The sequence below is a fragment of the Helicobacter macacae MIT 99-5501 genome (genome assembly GCF_000507845.1).
Taxonomy (GTDB): Bacteria; Campylobacterota; Campylobacteria; order Campylobacterales; family Helicobacteraceae; genus Helicobacter_B; species Helicobacter_B macacae.
This window is the reverse complement of the sequence record NZ_KI669454.1, coordinates 1,580,942-1,593,655: the sequence shown is the minus strand read 5'-3', so window position 1 is coordinate 1,593,655 and position 12,714 is coordinate 1,580,942. Positions and strand designations below refer to the sequence as shown.

Annotated in this window: 16 protein-coding genes; 8 read left to right on the top strand and 8 right to left on the bottom strand. The window is 42.0% G+C overall.

All coding sequences use genetic code 11. From position 1 onward, the window contains the following. The 3 genes from HMPREF2086_RS10905 to HMPREF2086_RS07095 form a co-directional block, all read right to left on the bottom strand. Positions 1–927: a BspA family leucine-rich repeat surface protein gene (locus HMPREF2086_RS10905; RefSeq protein ID WP_023928107.1), complete on the bottom strand. Its 927-nt coding sequence runs from the start codon at positions 925–927 to the stop codon at positions 1–3. A gap of 124 nt (positions 928–1,051) precedes the next feature. After that, entirely contained in the window at positions 1,052–2,362 is a 1,311-nt protein-coding gene (locus HMPREF2086_RS07100; protein ID WP_023928106.1) for a homoserine dehydrogenase, read from the bottom strand. Then, on the bottom strand, positions 2,346–3,446 hold the full coding sequence (locus HMPREF2086_RS07095) for an aspartate carbamoyltransferase catalytic subunit (protein WP_023928105.1): 1,101 nt from the start codon (positions 3,444–3,446) through the stop codon (positions 2,346–2,348). Before HMPREF2086_RS07095 ends, HMPREF2086_RS07100 begins: the two co-directional genes overlap by 17 nt. A 309-nt stretch (positions 3,447–3,755) precedes the next feature. Between HMPREF2086_RS07095 and HMPREF2086_RS07090 the strand changes: the two genes are divergently transcribed. The 5 genes from HMPREF2086_RS07090 to HMPREF2086_RS11635 all read left to right on the top strand — a co-directional run bounded on the left by HMPREF2086_RS07090 (position 3,756) and on the right by HMPREF2086_RS11635 (position 6,549). After that, complete coding sequence (locus HMPREF2086_RS07090; RefSeq protein WP_023928104.1) at positions 3,756–4,271, top strand: hypothetical protein; 516 nt, start codon at positions 3,756–3,758, stop codon at positions 4,269–4,271. Between the two features lie 20 nt (positions 4,272–4,291). After that, positions 4,292–5,227 carry a TlyA family RNA methyltransferase gene (locus HMPREF2086_RS10900; protein WP_023928103.1) on the top strand — a complete coding sequence of 312 codons (936 nt, stop codon included), beginning with the start codon at positions 4,292–4,294 and terminating at the stop codon, positions 5,225–5,227. Beyond that, positions 5,196–6,098, top strand: a complete 903-nt coding sequence (locus tag HMPREF2086_RS07075) for a bifunctional riboflavin kinase/FAD synthetase (protein ID WP_023928102.1) — start codon at positions 5,196–5,198, stop codon at positions 6,096–6,098. The genes HMPREF2086_RS10900 and HMPREF2086_RS07075 overlap by 32 nt, the downstream gene beginning before the upstream one ends. 77 nt (positions 6,099–6,175) lie before the next feature. Continuing rightward, a complete protein-coding gene (locus HMPREF2086_RS07070; protein WP_148374487.1) occupies positions 6,176–6,421 on the top strand; it encodes a hypothetical protein in 246 nt (81 codons plus the stop codon). Continuing rightward, positions 6,388–6,549, top strand: a complete 162-nt coding sequence (locus HMPREF2086_RS11635; protein WP_156921322.1) for a hypothetical protein — start codon at positions 6,388–6,390, stop codon at positions 6,547–6,549. Before HMPREF2086_RS07070 ends, HMPREF2086_RS11635 begins: the two co-directional genes overlap by 34 nt. A gap of 458 nt (positions 6,550–7,007) precedes the next feature. Here HMPREF2086_RS11635 and HMPREF2086_RS07065 read toward each other — a convergent pair whose 3' ends face one another. Then, positions 7,008–9,338 (bottom strand): autotransporter outer membrane beta-barrel domain-containing protein, encoded by a 2,331-nt coding sequence (locus HMPREF2086_RS07065; protein ID WP_148374486.1) that lies wholly within the window; start codon positions 9,336–9,338, stop codon positions 7,008–7,010. A gap of 124 nt (positions 9,339–9,462) precedes the next feature. Here HMPREF2086_RS07065 and HMPREF2086_RS11630 point away from each other — a divergent pair, with 124 nt between their 5' ends. The 3 genes from HMPREF2086_RS11630 to HMPREF2086_RS11620 all read left to right on the top strand — a co-directional run bounded on the left by HMPREF2086_RS11630 (position 9,463) and on the right by HMPREF2086_RS11620 (position 10,401). Continuing rightward, the gene (locus tag HMPREF2086_RS11630; protein WP_156921321.1) at positions 9,463–9,639 is read left to right on the top strand and encodes a hypothetical protein; all 177 of its coding nucleotides are present in this window, start codon (positions 9,463–9,465) and stop codon (positions 9,637–9,639) included. A gap of 9 nt (positions 9,640–9,648) precedes the next feature. After that, positions 9,649–9,822: a hypothetical protein gene (locus HMPREF2086_RS11625; protein ID WP_156921320.1), complete on the top strand. Its 174-nt coding sequence runs from the start codon at positions 9,649–9,651 to the stop codon at positions 9,820–9,822. 414 nt (positions 9,823–10,236) lie between these two features. Then, positions 10,237–10,401, top strand: coding sequence for a hypothetical protein (locus HMPREF2086_RS11620; protein WP_023928100.1), 165 nt, complete (start codon positions 10,237–10,239; stop codon positions 10,399–10,401). A 205-nt stretch (positions 10,402–10,606) separates the two neighbouring features. Here HMPREF2086_RS11620 and HMPREF2086_RS11615 read toward each other — a convergent pair whose 3' ends face one another. From HMPREF2086_RS11615 to HMPREF2086_RS07055, 4 genes are all read right to left on the bottom strand, one after another. After that, positions 10,607–10,771, bottom strand: coding sequence for a hypothetical protein (locus HMPREF2086_RS11615; RefSeq protein ID WP_156921319.1), 165 nt, complete (start codon positions 10,769–10,771; stop codon positions 10,607–10,609). A gap of 23 nt (positions 10,772–10,794) precedes the next feature. Next, the gene (locus HMPREF2086_RS11610) at positions 10,795–11,040 is read right to left on the bottom strand and encodes a hypothetical protein (protein ID WP_148374485.1); all 246 of its coding nucleotides are present in this window, start codon (positions 11,038–11,040) and stop codon (positions 10,795–10,797) included. A gap of 302 nt (positions 11,041–11,342) precedes the next feature. Continuing rightward, entirely contained in the window at positions 11,343–12,191 is an 849-nt protein-coding gene (locus HMPREF2086_RS10895; protein WP_023928099.1) for a MotE family protein, read from the bottom strand. Beyond that, positions 12,188–12,619, bottom strand: coding sequence for a flagellar export protein FliJ (locus HMPREF2086_RS07055; RefSeq protein ID WP_023928098.1), 432 nt, complete (start codon positions 12,617–12,619; stop codon positions 12,188–12,190). The genes HMPREF2086_RS10895 and HMPREF2086_RS07055 overlap by 4 nt, the downstream gene beginning before the upstream one ends. Positions 12,620–12,714 lie beyond the last annotated feature (95 nt).

Below are 12,714 nucleotides of genomic sequence, written 5' to 3'. Positions count from 1 at the left end.
CTATCGTCTGTAATACCACCTTGGTGGGTTTGATTCTAGCTTAGAGCCTAGAAACATACTGTGTTTTTTGGTGTCTCTGCGGATTTTATCCCCCCATCTGCTAAGTGATTGATTGAATTTACTAGCGTTGTAAAACATTTTTGACATATTGCGCACTTTGGATACATTCCACGAGCTAATATCAGCGTTAAAAAAGGGATTTCCATCAAACATTGATTCCATATCTACTACCTTGCTTGTATCCCACCGCTCAATCCCCCTAAAATCCTCCCTACAAGTCAAAAACGCATCATTGCACGCAAACAAAAACCCCATATCAGTGATTTTGCTTGTGTCAATCTCGCTAAGCCTTATGCTCTCATTTTGCACAAGCGATACTAGCTCGCTATGGGAAGTTGGCTTGTATCTCGCAGGCTTTTTGCGCTCTAGTGGAAAGGGTAGCATTTCATCTTCGATGACTTCTGCATAGTATGGGCTAAGCCCTTGTGGGAGGGTAAAAGTGCTTGAGGAAGAGAAAGGATTTAGTAGCATTGCATTTGCTTCATTGGTAGTGGGACTAGCATAAGAAGAGCTAAAGCTAAATTGACTTAAATCAGCCATTTGCCTTTCTTGTTGCCTCTCTTGCCTTGCTTTAGCGCGTCTTTTTGGTTTGTTTTCTTTGATGTGTTGAGAGCGGATTTTGCCAAACGAAGTAGGACGGGATTTTTTTGACTTTTTAGAATCTTCCGCCATAATTCTTTCAAACTTTTCATAATCAAGTCCGCTCATTTTGCCACACCCGCTAAATATCACTGAAGCGATGAGGGTTAGGCAAAAAAATGCGATAAAAGAAGTTATGTGGGATTGTGTCTTTTTAGATTTTGCAGGTTTTTGGTCGTGCTTTGTGTGAGATTGTGCGTGAGTGCAGATAGTGTGTTTTGGCTGCATTTCCACTCCTTAAGCTAGAATCGCCCTACGATTTGCTATAAGATTTGGCATAAGAAATCTTAGGACTTGTTTGCATTGCAAGAAATCTTACCATTAGTCTTGCCATTGTAGCAGATTTTTGGGCTTATGCCTCCTCTATTCGTATAATAATAGGCTTAGCAAGCACAACTTCTAGGGCTTCTAGCTCACACAAAGCATTTTGGATAGCTGATTCTGTCGTGGTGTGTGTGGATAGCAAGATTTTGGCTTTTTGGTTTTTGTCATTGCTTGTGGAGTTTGCGGGGGTTTTACTTTCTTGGCTAGGCTTTTGCAAAAATGTGCTTATTGAGATATGGTTGCGACTAAGCACGGCGGCGATTTTTTCTAGCACACCATAAGTATCCACAGCCAAAATCCGCACATAGTAGCTACTTTGAATCTGCTCTTTTGGGATTATGCTAAGTGGCTGTGAGGTGTGAAATCCTAGCATTTGTCCGCCTTGTGGCATTTTGCCCCTTGCGATTTCGATTAAATCACTTATCACAGAGCTAGCAGTGGCTTCCCCTCCAGCTCCAGCACCATAATACACACTCTCTCCCACACTATCGCCTACCACAGAGATAGCATTCATCACGCCATCGACTTTCGCTAGTGGCATTTGGGAGTGTATCATCGCAGGGTGGATTCTAAGCTCAATACTATCGCCACGCTTTTTGGCTATGCCAAGTAGCTTTATGGTGTAGCCAAACTCGCGTGCAAACTCAATATCTTCACTTGAGAGGGTTTCTATCCCCTCTATTAGAATCTCTTCAGGGCGAGAATCTATCCCATAGGCAAGGCTTGCTAGTATCAAAAGTTTGTGTGCAGCATCTGTGCCGTTTATATCAAGTGTGGGGTCAGCTTCTGCATAGCCTAGATTTTGGGCTTTTTTAAGTGCGCTAGAGAAGTCCCACCCCTCATTGCACATTTTGCTTAGGATATAGTTGCTAGTGCCATTTAGGATTGCGCGAATGGCTAAGATATGGTTGGCACTTAGCCCGTCTTTTAGGGCTTTTATGATAGGGATTCCCCCGCATACGCTTGCTTCAAAGCCGATAGGAGTTTTTGCCATTTGCTCTAGCTCATAGCGATGATAGGCAAGCATTGCTTTATTTGCCGTTACGAAAGCCTTGTTTTGGCTTAGGGCGATTTTTGCTATGTTGTAGGCTTTTTCTACCCCGCCCATAAGCTCGACAATGACATCGATTTCATTATCATATAGCACTTCATCTACACTTTGGCTAAGCGGGATAGTAGCGTTTTTGTGCTTTTTTATATCTCGCACGATTCCTTTTTTTACTACGATTTCTACGCCTGTGCGAGCGGTGATGATGTCTTTGTTTTGTTGCAAGATTTTGGCTACTGCGCTACCTACCACGCCCACACCGATAAGCCCGATTTTAAGCTGTTTTTGCATTTATGCCCTTTAGTTCTAGGATAAAAAACTCCATTACTGCCATTCGCACAGCCACGCCATTGCGGACTTGCTTTAGCACTTTACAGCGAGAATCTTTTAGTAGCTCATCTTCTATGTCTATGTTGTGATGCACGGGGCCGGGGTGCATTATGACTATGTCTTTGTCGCCTATTAGATTTCGTGTGAGGCAAAAATCGTGCGCGTAGTCTTTTAGCGAGCCGTAGTTTTGCTTGCTATGTCGCTCTGTCTGCGTGCGCAACGAAATGATAGCATCTAAGTCTTGCAGTGCTTCTTTTAGGTTGTGCGTGCTTTTTAGGTTGTGATTGCCTAGAAAATGAGGTGGTGCGATAAGTGTCAAATCCACGCCATAACGACTTAGTAGCTCAATATTGCTATTTGCTACACGAGAGGATTTTATATCGCCTACGATTCCTATCTTTTTGCCCTCTAGATTTTCGCCAAAGCATTGCTTGAGTGTGAGCAAATCAAGCAATGCTTGCGTGGGATGGGCGTGCGCTCCATCGCCACCATTGATGATAGGGCAAGATACGGATTTTTTTAGATGCACAGGCGCACCAGAGCTTTGATGACGGATAATTATCGCATCGGGGCTCATCGCATTTAGATTTGCTGCGGTGTCGCTTATGGTTTCGCCCTTTGTCGTGGAGGAGCGGGAAACATCTAGCCTAGTAACCGCGCCACCTAAGTTTTTTATCGCACACTCAAAGCTACTAAGCGTGCGAGTGGAATTTTCAAAAAAAATGGTGATGATATTTTTGCCAAGCAGTGTTTGTGGCAGTCTGTCTTGTGAAAATGACTTTAAAGCCGCTTTTTTTGTTGCATTTGTCGTGCTATCCTTGATTGTCGCGCTAGAATCACTTGCCTTACCAAAATCACCTGTCGCACCAAAAGTAGAATCCAAAAACGGCAAAAACTCCCTAGCCCTTGCTAAAATCCGCTCTACTTCGTCCTTGCTTAAATCGTTTGTTTGGATAAGGTGTCGCTGTGGAGAATGCCCATTTTGTGAAGTGTGGAGATTTTGGGAAGTATAAAAATTTTGTGAAGTGTGTGGTAGGTTTTGCATATTTTTCCTTGAAGCGTTTGGGATTTTAAGCATTTAAGATTTTGCTTTACAATTTTTGTTTTGCATAAATTGCTTGGCTTGTTTTTTTGGCGAAGTGTGGCTATAATTTTAGCTTATTTTTAGCAAATATCAAAATCAATGCCAAGCAAAATGCGCCTTAGAAAATTTAGAAAATAATGCAAAAAATAGCGTGAAAATGGCATATAAATTTTTTGCAAATTTTTCGTAAAAAAGCCACAAGCCAACCAAATCCAAAATCTAGCCACAAAACCAAAATCTAAGCCCAAAAAATCTAAAGGAAAAAATCTAATGAAAAATGTTTTTGTTCTGCTTTGTCTTTTTGCCTGCGCTTTTTTGTGTAGCTCTTGCACGATTTATCTAAATAGAGATTTTGCACCCCAAACACTAGAAGAGAAAAAAATCCAAGCCACAAGGAGTTTTCAAGTCATAAAAGACAATCAAGTCCAAACAATGTTTTTTGCCACTTTATTAAACGATATAGAAAAATCCTTTTATCCAAATCTAATGTATTTTTTTGTGGAAATCACTGATGCAAACCACGAGAAAATCAATCTAGCGAGATTTTCATTTCTTTTGCAGGACAAAAAAGGGCAAAAGCATACCCCACACTACATAAAAGAACTCTCAAAAGATGAGTTTGATGAAATCATTAGCCCGCTAAATAGGTGGTCGCAATGCTATCTAATCGCTTTTGAAAAATCAAACCAAATCGATAAAAAAAATGTCCAACTGCAAGTGTTTGTCGATGATGAGCCATACAAGCTAGATTTTAGCTTTCATATTTTGCCTTTTTCGATTATCTGATTATCTATGGAAATTGAGCGATGAGGCTAGATATTGCGTTGGTAAAGGGAGGGGTTTTTGATAGTCGTCAAAAGGCTAGCGAAGCGATAAAAGCGGGATTTGTCCGCTTAGATAACTCCACTATCACAAAGCCAGCGTTTATCGTGGATAAAGATTTGGATTTGTCTTCTCACTTGGTGGTAGCAAAGGATAGCGCGTATGTCTCAAGGGCGGCTTTTAAGCTAAAGGGATTTTTGGAGGATTTGGGGGTGGATAGGGATTTTGGCGCAGGAAAGATAGCGGTGGATATAGGTGCTTCGCGTGGGGGGTTTAGCCAGATTTTGCTAGAGTTTGGGTTTAGCCGTGTGGTGTGCGTAGATGTGGGGAGCAATCAGCTTCATAGCAAGCTAAAATCACACCCGCGTATAGAGGCGTTTGAAAACTGCGATGTGAGAGAGTTTGCTAAGCGATATGAAGTCAAATATAATGATGGGCAATGTGATGAAAGCCATAAGCAATGCACCAAGCAAGAATCAAAAAGGCAAAGCCTAGATTTTGAAGCAAATGAGGCAACGCAAAGAAATCTAACGCCACCAATACAGCCAAAATCAGCACCACAGCCACAACCAGCACCGACATCGCTATCACTACCGACACTACTTACACAGACAAAATCAACCAAGCCATTTGATTTGCTTGTGTGTGATGTCAGCTTCATCGGGCTAGGGAAGATTTTTGATTCATTGGAGGTGCTAAGCGATGAGATGATATTGCTATATAAGCCACAATTTGAAGTTGGCACACAAGCAAAGCGTAACAAAAAAGGCGTGCTAAAAGAGCAAAATCTCATTGAGGAGAATCTAGCAGGATTTAGAGAAATGCTGATACAAAGGGGATTTTGCATAAGGCATAGTGCCAAATCTCATATCAAAGGAAAGCAAGGCAATGCAGAATTTTTTGTCCATATCCAAAGATAATTCTATCTCAAGCATTGTTATCGGGAAGTTTGATGGCTTGCACTTGGGACACCAAAAGCTACTTAGCACGGTTGTAGATTTTGCCTTTGTTTCTAAAGAGGAGTGCGCTACTATCATCATAGATACGCACTCTAGCGAGTATCTAACCTCGCTAGATGATAGGTATGAGCGACTATCTAGGATGGTTGGCAATGTGTTTGTGCTTGATTTGGATAGTGTGCGTGAGCTAAGCGGTGGGGAGTTTGTGGCATTAGTGCAAAATCTATTGCCAAATCTTAGGCATATCGTGGTGGGCTATGATTTTGCTTTTGGCAAAAATCGCGCATTTGGTGCGGAGGACTTACAAAGGCTATTTAGCGCAAATTCTCCTGCAAGAGTGCCAAAAATCACTATCGTGCCAAAGGTAAGCCACAATGAGATTCCGCTACATTCTAGCGTGATAAAGGATTTGATAATGCACGGGGACATCGCCATAGCAAATGCGATGTTAGGGTGGTGCTACAAGCTAAAATGCAAAACCACAAAAGGGCAGGGCATAGGCTCTAAAGAGCTTTTCCCTACGATAAACGCACTCACAAATGGCTATGTCCTGCCCTCAAATGGCGTGTATGCCACGCGCACAAATGGCGCAAACTCTGTGAGCTTCATAGGGCAAAGACTTAGCACAGATGGGTGTTTTGCTATTGAAAGTCATATATTAGAAGACTTTGCAGAATTTTTGCAAGATAAGGACTACAAAGAGGGTGCAATAGAAATAGAATTTGTCCAAAAACTGCGCGAGAATCGACACTTTGACACGCTTGACTTGCTAAAATCCCAAATCCAAAAAGACATATCAAATGCAAAAAAGATACTTGATGAGGGATTTTAGCGGAGGGTTTTGGTAGAAGTTTGGTGAATTGTTTTGGCGAAGTTTTGGTGCTCTTTGATAAGAGTGTTTGATAAGTTTTGATAAATCTCAAAATGGTGTTTGGCTTATTTAAGCCCCCTCCCTCTGCGGAGGGGGTTTGGGGGTGGGTAGATACTACCTCCGCTTCTCAAGTAAAGTCGGCAACTGCAAGCAATGCAAATATTTCCATTGCCAACAAAGCAAACGCAAACACTTCCGTCATTACTAAAGAAACTGCGCTACGCTTGTTTTGCGAGCAAGCGAAGTGTGCGTGGCAATCCATAAAAGTAAAGGCAAAGACATAGATTGCCACGAATTTGCTAGCGCAAATTCTCGCAATGGCAAAACTTCGTCTTATAATGTCGGCATTATAGATTGCCACGCAAATGCTAGCGCATTTGCTCGCAATGACAAAAAAGAACCCACCCCCTAACCCCCTCCGCAAGGGAGGGGGATTAAGAGAGCGGTAACTCTGCAAGGGAGGGGGAAATAATTTGCTTGCCCTCACTTGCAAGAGAGGGGGAATCTTAAAGATTGCTTCCAATTACTTTGTCATACTGAGCGTAGCGAAATATCTCTTTTTGTTTTACTTGAGATACTTCGCTACGCTCAGTATGACAAATAGTAGAATGATTTGAGATACTTCGGGCTTAAAAGCCCTTAAGTATGACAAATACTTTCACCTACTAAGTCCCCCTTACCAAATGGCTACTAAATCAAGCCCACTTACCAACGATACAAAGCTAACTTACTCAATCTATGCAATATGCCCACCCCCTTAATCCCCCTCCGCAAGGGAGGGGGAAATAATTTGCTTGCCCGCACTCGCAAGGGAGGGGGAATTATACAGTGTTGCCTACAAAAAGTCCTTATGCTATTTTGCAAGCCCACTTACCCATCAATGTAATAGACTTTTTTCTTAGACTTCTTGGACTTTTTAGACTTAGAAGACTTCTTGCCTTTTTTGGACTTCTTGCCCTCTGCTATGGAGCGAGAGACTGCATTTCCGTCTTTGTCAGTTACATAGTCAGAGCCACCAAACCAATAAGCGTATTTGAAGTTTAGCGTAGTGGTTACACCATTAAACCAATCATCTGTTTTGACATTAAACCTATCCTTGCTAAATGTGCTTGCATAGAATAGCCCATCATAGCCAAAGCTAAGTTCGTGGTTTTTCTTTATCATCCAGATAAAGTCAAATGCTAGGTTTCCATACACTGCAGGGAGTGTGATAGCATTTGTAGCATTCTCCTCTCCGCCGTATTTGCTACCACCAGCGATATTGTCTCTATGTGCTTTAAGCGTAACGGTTACATCTTGCTTATTTAGCATATTATACTTTAGCCCTACTTTTAGGTTTGTGCGGAAAGTATTGCCCCACATTTTGTAGTAGCGCACACTAGCACCTAGCTGTGGTAAATGCCAATAAAATGCGTTATAAAACTCATCGTTTCCGGGAGTCATTGCACTACCGACATATATTTGCTCTTTTAGTGTTTTTGCTGCTAGGGTGGATAGCATATCATAGCTTAGGCTTACTTCAGGTGCTACATAGCTATTGCGTTTGAACTGATAAAATGTAATCCCGCCAGCGACTTCTGCACCGATATTCCACATTAGTGGCAAGCTCACACCTTTGGTATCACTCTCTAGCTTTAGTCTGCTACCACTACCAAAATCAATTCTTGGTAAATCCACTCCACCTCTCACATTTGCTTTGATAAACCCTTCCCATAGCTTAGAAGTAATCGCAAAGGTTTTGAAGTAGTTTAGCCCTGCTTGGAGTGAGTTACTTTGTATGGTAGTATCTGCACCAGCTGTTTGTGTTTTTGTATTTGCAAACTCATATCCTAGATAGCCGCCAAAGATTCCAGCTGCCCTTAGGTTTCGCTGCACGCCAAATAGCGCACCACCAGCCCATTCTATCGTTTCAGCATTTCCTAGATAGCCCCAAGTATTGCTAGCATAAGGAAGTGCAAAGAAACGCCAATCTCGCCTACCTGTGTAGGGGATAAAGATAGCATCTAGTTGGTCTATGACTTCAAAGTTATTATAGCCCTTATCTAGATTTTGCCCTTTAGATTGCTCCAAAGTTAGCTTTGCCATTTTTTCACGCACTTTATCGACTTTGCTTTGATTTTTGCGTGTGGTTTTTGAGAATTTGCTAGAGCGATTTGTAAGCCTAGACAAATCATACTGAAGCAAGCGAAGTTCTACTTCTTGATTGTAATACCTATCGCTATGGAATGTCTTAGTTGTCATTGTGTTTAGGATATTTTGAGTCATAGCGTTTCTGCGCATATTGCTCATCGCTAGAGAGCGATACATACTCGCACCATAAGTCGTAGAAGCATCCGCTACGATGATAAATCCTTGCCTACCACCACTGCTAACGAGATTCATATTAAATCCAGAGCCAGCTCTTACGTGATTTGTAGTGAGGTTAAAGCTATTTTTAGCACCACTTATGAGGTCATTGAAGTAGTAGATTTTATTTGCTGTTACGGTGTCTCCTGGTTTTCTAGTTACAGTGATACCAGCTGTAGCTACACCTACTACGGTGTTAGCTCCTACTTTGATTTGTCCTTGTCCAGCTGTTATGGTAGTGCCTGTGGTATTTCCTAGCTGAAGTGAGTAGCTTAGGATATTTAGCGTGCCGATAGTAGAGCTAGAGAAGTCTGTATCTGCGATAGAGGCAGAGCCTGCTTGGTTTCTAGCACCTAGATTTAGCGTGCCGATAGTGCCAGAGCCAGCTAGCTTACTACCGATGACAGAGCCACCATCTATGGTAAGCGTGTTTAGATTGCTGCCGATGCTTAGGCTAGAGATACTTGAGGCAGAGCCTATACTCATATCATAAGCGGTATTTGCAGCAGAGGTAGTAATCGTGCCGATATTTGAGCTATTGATAGTGATATTTCTACTGACATTGCCTTGCACCTCTAGCTCTTTTATGTTTGAGTTTTGTGAATTTACCTCAAATAATGGGACATTGCTATTTTTATTTGTGAGTTGAATTTTTGTGTTTCTAGCATTTAGTCCTTGAAAAAACACTCCTTGATAGAAGTAGGCTTTTTCCCATTGTCGTTGATTGGCGATTTCGCCTGTGGGGAATCGCTCGCTAGAAAAAGACGCCGTTACGGTATCGCCCGTGATAGCACCTTGTAGATACCACCTTGTTTCGCGGTAGTAGCCATTCCAAGCATAAGAGGTTGAACCCATTTGTTGAGACATATATGTAGCAGAGTTAGAGCCTGTGCAGGTAATTTTATTGTAGCGTCCTACTTTATTTGAGTTGGCATCGCCTTGAGCCCAGTCCTCAGCCCACTGACAAGCCGCTGCAGCGATGTCTAGAGCACCACTAGCTAGAATGCTAGCAGTGGCTAGAGATAGGGCTAGCTTACGGGATTTGCTTGGGCTGGTTTGTTGGGTTGCGCTGTTAGCGATTTTAAAAGCCCCCTCCCTTGCGGAGGGGGTTTGGGGGTGGGTATCTTTTGCGTTAGCAGTTGCCAGCCTTGCTTGAAGTGCGGAGGTGGTATCTACCCACCCCCTAGCCCCCTCCGCAAGGGAGGGGGAACTGATTGGATTTAGCCCACTCGCAAGGGAGGGGGAACTCGTGAGGTTGTCTCTCGCAAGGGAGGGGGAACTGATTGAGATTCCACTTAAGCGTGAGCTACTCTCTCTCTCTCTCTCTCTCGTTGTGTGATAGTTGTCTCAATCACATTGAAATTTGCTTTTTTCATTTTGCATCTCCTTTCGTGTAAAATCTCGCTTTTTTAGATTTTGGTTTGGCGAGATTACTTTGTCAAATGAAAAAGTAAATAAATGATAAACAAATATTTCTTAAATATTCCTTAAGTGGTGTAAAATTTTTGTAAATTTTTACAAATCGTAGCGTAAAATGAGTGCAAATATAGGGAATCAAGTGTATTTATGCGATTTGACAAACTCCAAAAAAAAAAAAAAAAACGATGAAAAAGTGGGGGGAAGTGGTGGAAAATGAGAAAAATGATGAGGAAAAAACGATTAGAGATAATAAAAAGTGGTAAGAAAATAGAGGAGATTTTATAGGGAATGATAAAAAGCGGTAAAAGTGGTAAGAAAAAAAAGAGGAGATTCTATGAGTAATGAGAAAAATGAGTGGTGGAAAATAATGATAAAAATGTGTGTGGATATGTGTCGGTATTTATTGTGGTTTTGTGTATTTTTTATTACTCACCCCCTAGCCCCCTCCGCAAGGGAGGGGGAACTCGTGAGGTTGTCTCTCGCAAGGGAGGGGGAATAAGTAGAATTGCCACCTACAATGGAGGGGAAAATTACATTGTGCCCACCTGCATTGTCATATTGAGGTTTCGTAGAAACCGAAATATCCCTACTTGATTTTGCATTATCCGCAGAATCTTTTGAGATACTTCGGGCTACACCCTTAAGTATGACAAAAAGTTGTAGTATGACAATTTAAGAAGTTTGTTTGAGATACTTCGCTTCGCTTAAGTATGACGAGGGATTGTAGTATGACAAACTGCAGATTTTGCATTGTGCGCGTGGGGTGCGACTTCAAAAGCCCCCTCCCTCTGCGGAGGGGGTTTGGGGGTGGGTATCTTTTGCGTTAGCAAAAGTGTGGAAAGATTCGTCATTGTATGCTGACTTTGCATTGTGCGCCATTTGTCCGTCATTACTAAAGAAACTTCGGCTTCGCCTTGTTTTGCGAGCAAGTCGCAAGACTTGCGTGGCAATCTATGTCTTTTGTGAGGTTTTTTGTGGATTTTGGGTGATATGTGTGATTTTCGTGCAAAGTGTAGGATTTTTTGGAATCGGTGTTTTTGATTTGTGCAGGTTTATAGATTGCCACGCATTTGGAATTAGTATTCCAAATGCTCGCAATGACGAATACATAAGAATCTAAAAGAACCCACCCTCTCAAAAACCCTTAAAACCCAAAGCCTATTCCTCGCTTATCAAATGCCTATACCCACCCCCTTAATCCCCCTCGTGCTAAGGGAGGGGGAGAGCAATTGGTTTGACTACATTTGCGCTAAGGGAATGGATACTTTGGGTTGTGTGTTTGGGAATGATAAGGGGGTAGATTTAAGATTTTTTGCATAATGTGCTTAATACTTACTTGGATAATGTATCCAACACTTTAAGTTATGCAAGCCAAATACTCAAATATATAAGCTCAATATTATGCAATAGGTATGCAGGCTCTGTATGATAGATTTGCTTTCAAAAACCGCCGTTTTCTTGGAATTTTAGCTGTGCTTTTTCATCTTCTTGGCTTTCTTGTGGATTTTGTCCGGGGACTTGGCTAGTGGGCTCTTTTTTGTCATCTTTTTTCTTATAGGGTGGTCCTTTTGCGATGACTTTGGTTAGCTCTGCGGCTCGCTTAGCGTCCATTTTGGCAAGGATTTTGGAGGCTTCGCTAGGCGTGAGTGCGGTGAGAATCTCTGCTGCCTCATCATCATCTAGCTCGGCAAGTATGGGCGCGGCTTTGGAGTCTTTCATACCAGAGAAAGTCTTTGCCACCTTTGAAGCGGAGGTGCTCTGTATTTGTTGCAAAATCTCCTCGTTTTTTGCGATTAGCTCCTCTATGGACTTTTTTTGGGCTGCGACTTTGTCTAGGGCTTGCTTTTGTCTTGCTTGTGCTTCTTTGATTTTGGCTTGGAGGGCTTGCTCTTGGAGCTTTAGCTGGGCTTGCTTTTGCTCGATTAGATTTTGTGTGGCGTTGCGATAGACTTCGAGATTTTGCATTTTTTCGTTTAGCTCTCTTAGGGAGTCTTTTATCTCGCCTTTTCGTGCTTCAAATATCGCATTGCATTGCAAAATCTCATTTGCATTTTGGGTGTTTGTATTTTTCGCGTTTGGCGTGCTTTGGGGTGCTGATAGGATAGGCTGATGAAGTGCTAGCAAAAACGCTAGCAACAATAAAAGGGCTATTTTGCTATTTGTGGGGCTTACTTTTGCGACACTTTTTGCAAGGCTTGCTTTTGTGAAACTCTCTGTGGCAAAACTCTCTGTGGCGTGGTTTGCTATGCTTGCTTTTGCAAGGCTTGCTGTTGCAAATATGCTTGTCATATCATTTCCTTTTGTATGGGGTTGTTATAAAGTAGTAGGGCGATTTCGTCAAGGTTTTTGGATTCTGCTCTTTTTAGCTCGGATAGGATTTTTTCTTTCTCTCGCTCTTGTATGTGCTTGTATTTTTCGTATTCTATGTAGATGATTCTGCGCTGTTCTTGGAGGGATTTTAGCTCGGCTTTGAGGGTGGATATGTGCGTGCGATGCGTGTCTATGTCGTTGATTAGGGATTTTTTTTGCGCGTTTGTTTTGAGGAAAAGAGAGAAATCTCCCTCTTTTGGGTAAATGACTTGAGAGAGGGCGATTTGGAGTTCATCGATTTTGGCATATTGCGCGGCGATTTGGTTGTTTGTGCGGAGTATTTCTAGCTCTTTTGCTTCAAGTCGCTTTTTTTGTGCTAGCACAAGCGCGTCAAATGGAGTTTTCATCTCGCTCCTTTATTTTGATTCTAAACCAATGCAAAAATCCCAAACAATCAAAAGAAAATCAAAAATCAACAACCCAAAAATCAATAACCATTGTA

What these genes read in the sequence shown, in the direction of transcription:
- HMPREF2086_RS07075 (WP_023928102.1), top strand. Translation starts at nt 5,196, where the DNA reads ATGCAGAATTTTTTGTCCATATCCAAAGATAATTCTATCTCAAGCATT.
- HMPREF2086_RS07100 (WP_023928106.1), bottom strand. Translation starts at nt 2,362, where the DNA reads ATGCAAAAACAGCTTAAAATCGGGCTTATCGGTGTGGGCGTGGTAGGT.
- HMPREF2086_RS07095 (WP_023928105.1), bottom strand. Translation starts at nt 3,446, where the DNA reads ATGCAAAACCTACCACACACTTCACAAAATTTTTATACTTCCCAAAAT.
- HMPREF2086_RS07065 (WP_148374486.1), bottom strand. Translation starts at nt 9,338, where the DNA reads ATGGGTTCAACCTCTTATGCTTGGAATGGCTACTACCGCGAAACAAGG.
- HMPREF2086_RS10900 (WP_023928103.1), top strand. Translation starts at nt 4,292, where the DNA reads ATGAGGCTAGATATTGCGTTGGTAAAGGGAGGGGTTTTTGATAGTCGT.
- HMPREF2086_RS11620 (WP_023928100.1), top strand. Translation starts at nt 10,237, where the DNA reads ATGAGTAATGAGAAAAATGAGTGGTGGAAAATAATGATAAAAATGTGT.
- HMPREF2086_RS11630 (WP_156921321.1), top strand. Translation starts at nt 9,463, where the DNA reads ATGTCTAGAGCACCACTAGCTAGAATGCTAGCAGTGGCTAGAGATAGG.
- HMPREF2086_RS10895 (WP_023928099.1), bottom strand. Translation starts at nt 12,191, where the DNA reads ATGACAAGCATATTTGCAACAGCAAGCCTTGCAAAAGCAAGCATAGCA.
- HMPREF2086_RS07090 (WP_023928104.1), top strand. Translation starts at nt 3,756, where the DNA reads ATGAAAAATGTTTTTGTTCTGCTTTGTCTTTTTGCCTGCGCTTTTTTG.
- HMPREF2086_RS11615 (WP_156921319.1), bottom strand. Translation starts at nt 10,771, where the DNA reads ATGCAAAGTCAGCATACAATGACGAATCTTTCCACACTTTTGCTAACG.
- HMPREF2086_RS10905 (WP_023928107.1), bottom strand. Translation starts at nt 927, where the DNA reads ATGCAGCCAAAACACACTATCTGCACTCACGCACAATCTCACACAAAG.
- HMPREF2086_RS07055 (WP_023928098.1), bottom strand. Translation starts at nt 12,619, where the DNA reads ATGAAAACTCCATTTGACGCGCTTGTGCTAGCACAAAAAAAGCGACTT.